The organism is Candidatus Protochlamydia sp. R18 (genome assembly GCF_000648255.1).
GTDB classification, from domain to species: domain Bacteria; phylum Chlamydiota; class Chlamydiia; order Chlamydiales; family Parachlamydiaceae; genus Protochlamydia; species Protochlamydia amoebophila.
The window spans coordinates 1-1,088 of record NZ_BASL01000763.1 but is presented as its reverse complement, the minus strand read 5'-3'; the positions used below and the strand labels follow the sequence as shown (position 1 = coordinate 1,088).

The following is a 1,088-nucleotide window of genomic DNA, read 5'->3' as shown; positions in this document are numbered from 1 at the left end:
CAGAGCAGCATCGCTTGTTGTTAATGGCTGCCTAAAAACCCAAAATTCAGGTTATTAAATTCTTTTGATGAATTAATTGTGTCTTGGGATGCAAAAAGGCCAGTAGAGGGGTCATACTTAATTCAAGTAAGTTTGTTTATTAAAAAATGGTCTCCATGGCTTGATTATGCGTTTTGGGGTGCCCATGATCAATATACATTTAAAAAAAAATTATCTAAAGCAAACTTACAAGTCTGTCAAAATATTGTTGAGGTTCTAAAAGGCAATAAAGCGAACGGATTCCGAATTCGTGTAATAGCGAAAGATAATGCTTCTTTAGAGCAATTTAGAACGTTGCATATTTCTGCTACAGATCATACTACACATAAAGTTAGTGCAACCGCTTTCGAAAATATATTCATTAACTTAGAAATTGCTGGACTTTCTCAAATTACTTTACCCGATGAACGTCACTTGCGTTTATGCTCACCAACTTCTACAACTGCTGTAATACGGTTTTTATCAAATTCTTTGAATCTCTCACCGCTTGAATTTGCAGATACCGTTATAGACTCTGCATTCGATATATATGGGAGCTGGATTTTAAACACTGCACAAGCTTCCCACAAACTCGGAAATCCTTGGAATTGCTTTGTAGCTCGCTTTACAAATTTTAATCAAATTGTTGATCAATTACGTAAAGGATATCCTGTTGTAGTAAGCATAAAAGGACCATTAAAAGGCAGTGCTCTTCCTTATGAGTCAGGACACCTATTAGTGGTGAAAGGGTATGATTCAAAAAAACAAGAAGTATTTTGTATGGATCCAGCGTTTTCTACAAATGAGTTAACCCATGTCACATATGCTTTGGATGATTTTCTAGTAGCTTGGGGTAGACGAAAAGGAATCGTTTATGTTTTTGATCAGTAAGATTTTAAATCAAATCTTCATAAGTAAACTATTTTTCTGTCCTATCATCTGTGAATCTTTGATTTTAAGTAATTGCTTATTCAATTGAAGGAGGTTAATAAACTGAATTTTGGGTTTTTAGGCAGCCATTAACAACAGGCAATGCTGCTCTGCTAAGTTTATAGATGGCTTTTTAGGTT

Annotated in this window: 1 protein-coding gene; it reads left to right on the top strand. The window is 34.7% G+C overall.

Features of this window, described 5'->3' with window-relative positions; translation table 11 throughout:
- The first annotated feature begins 78 nt into the window (after positions 1-78).
- Positions 79-909, top strand: coding sequence for a peptidase C39 family protein (locus TY19_RS10165; protein WP_052354905.1), 831 nt, complete (start codon positions 79-81; stop codon positions 907-909).
- Positions 910-1,088: the final 179 nt, after the last annotated feature.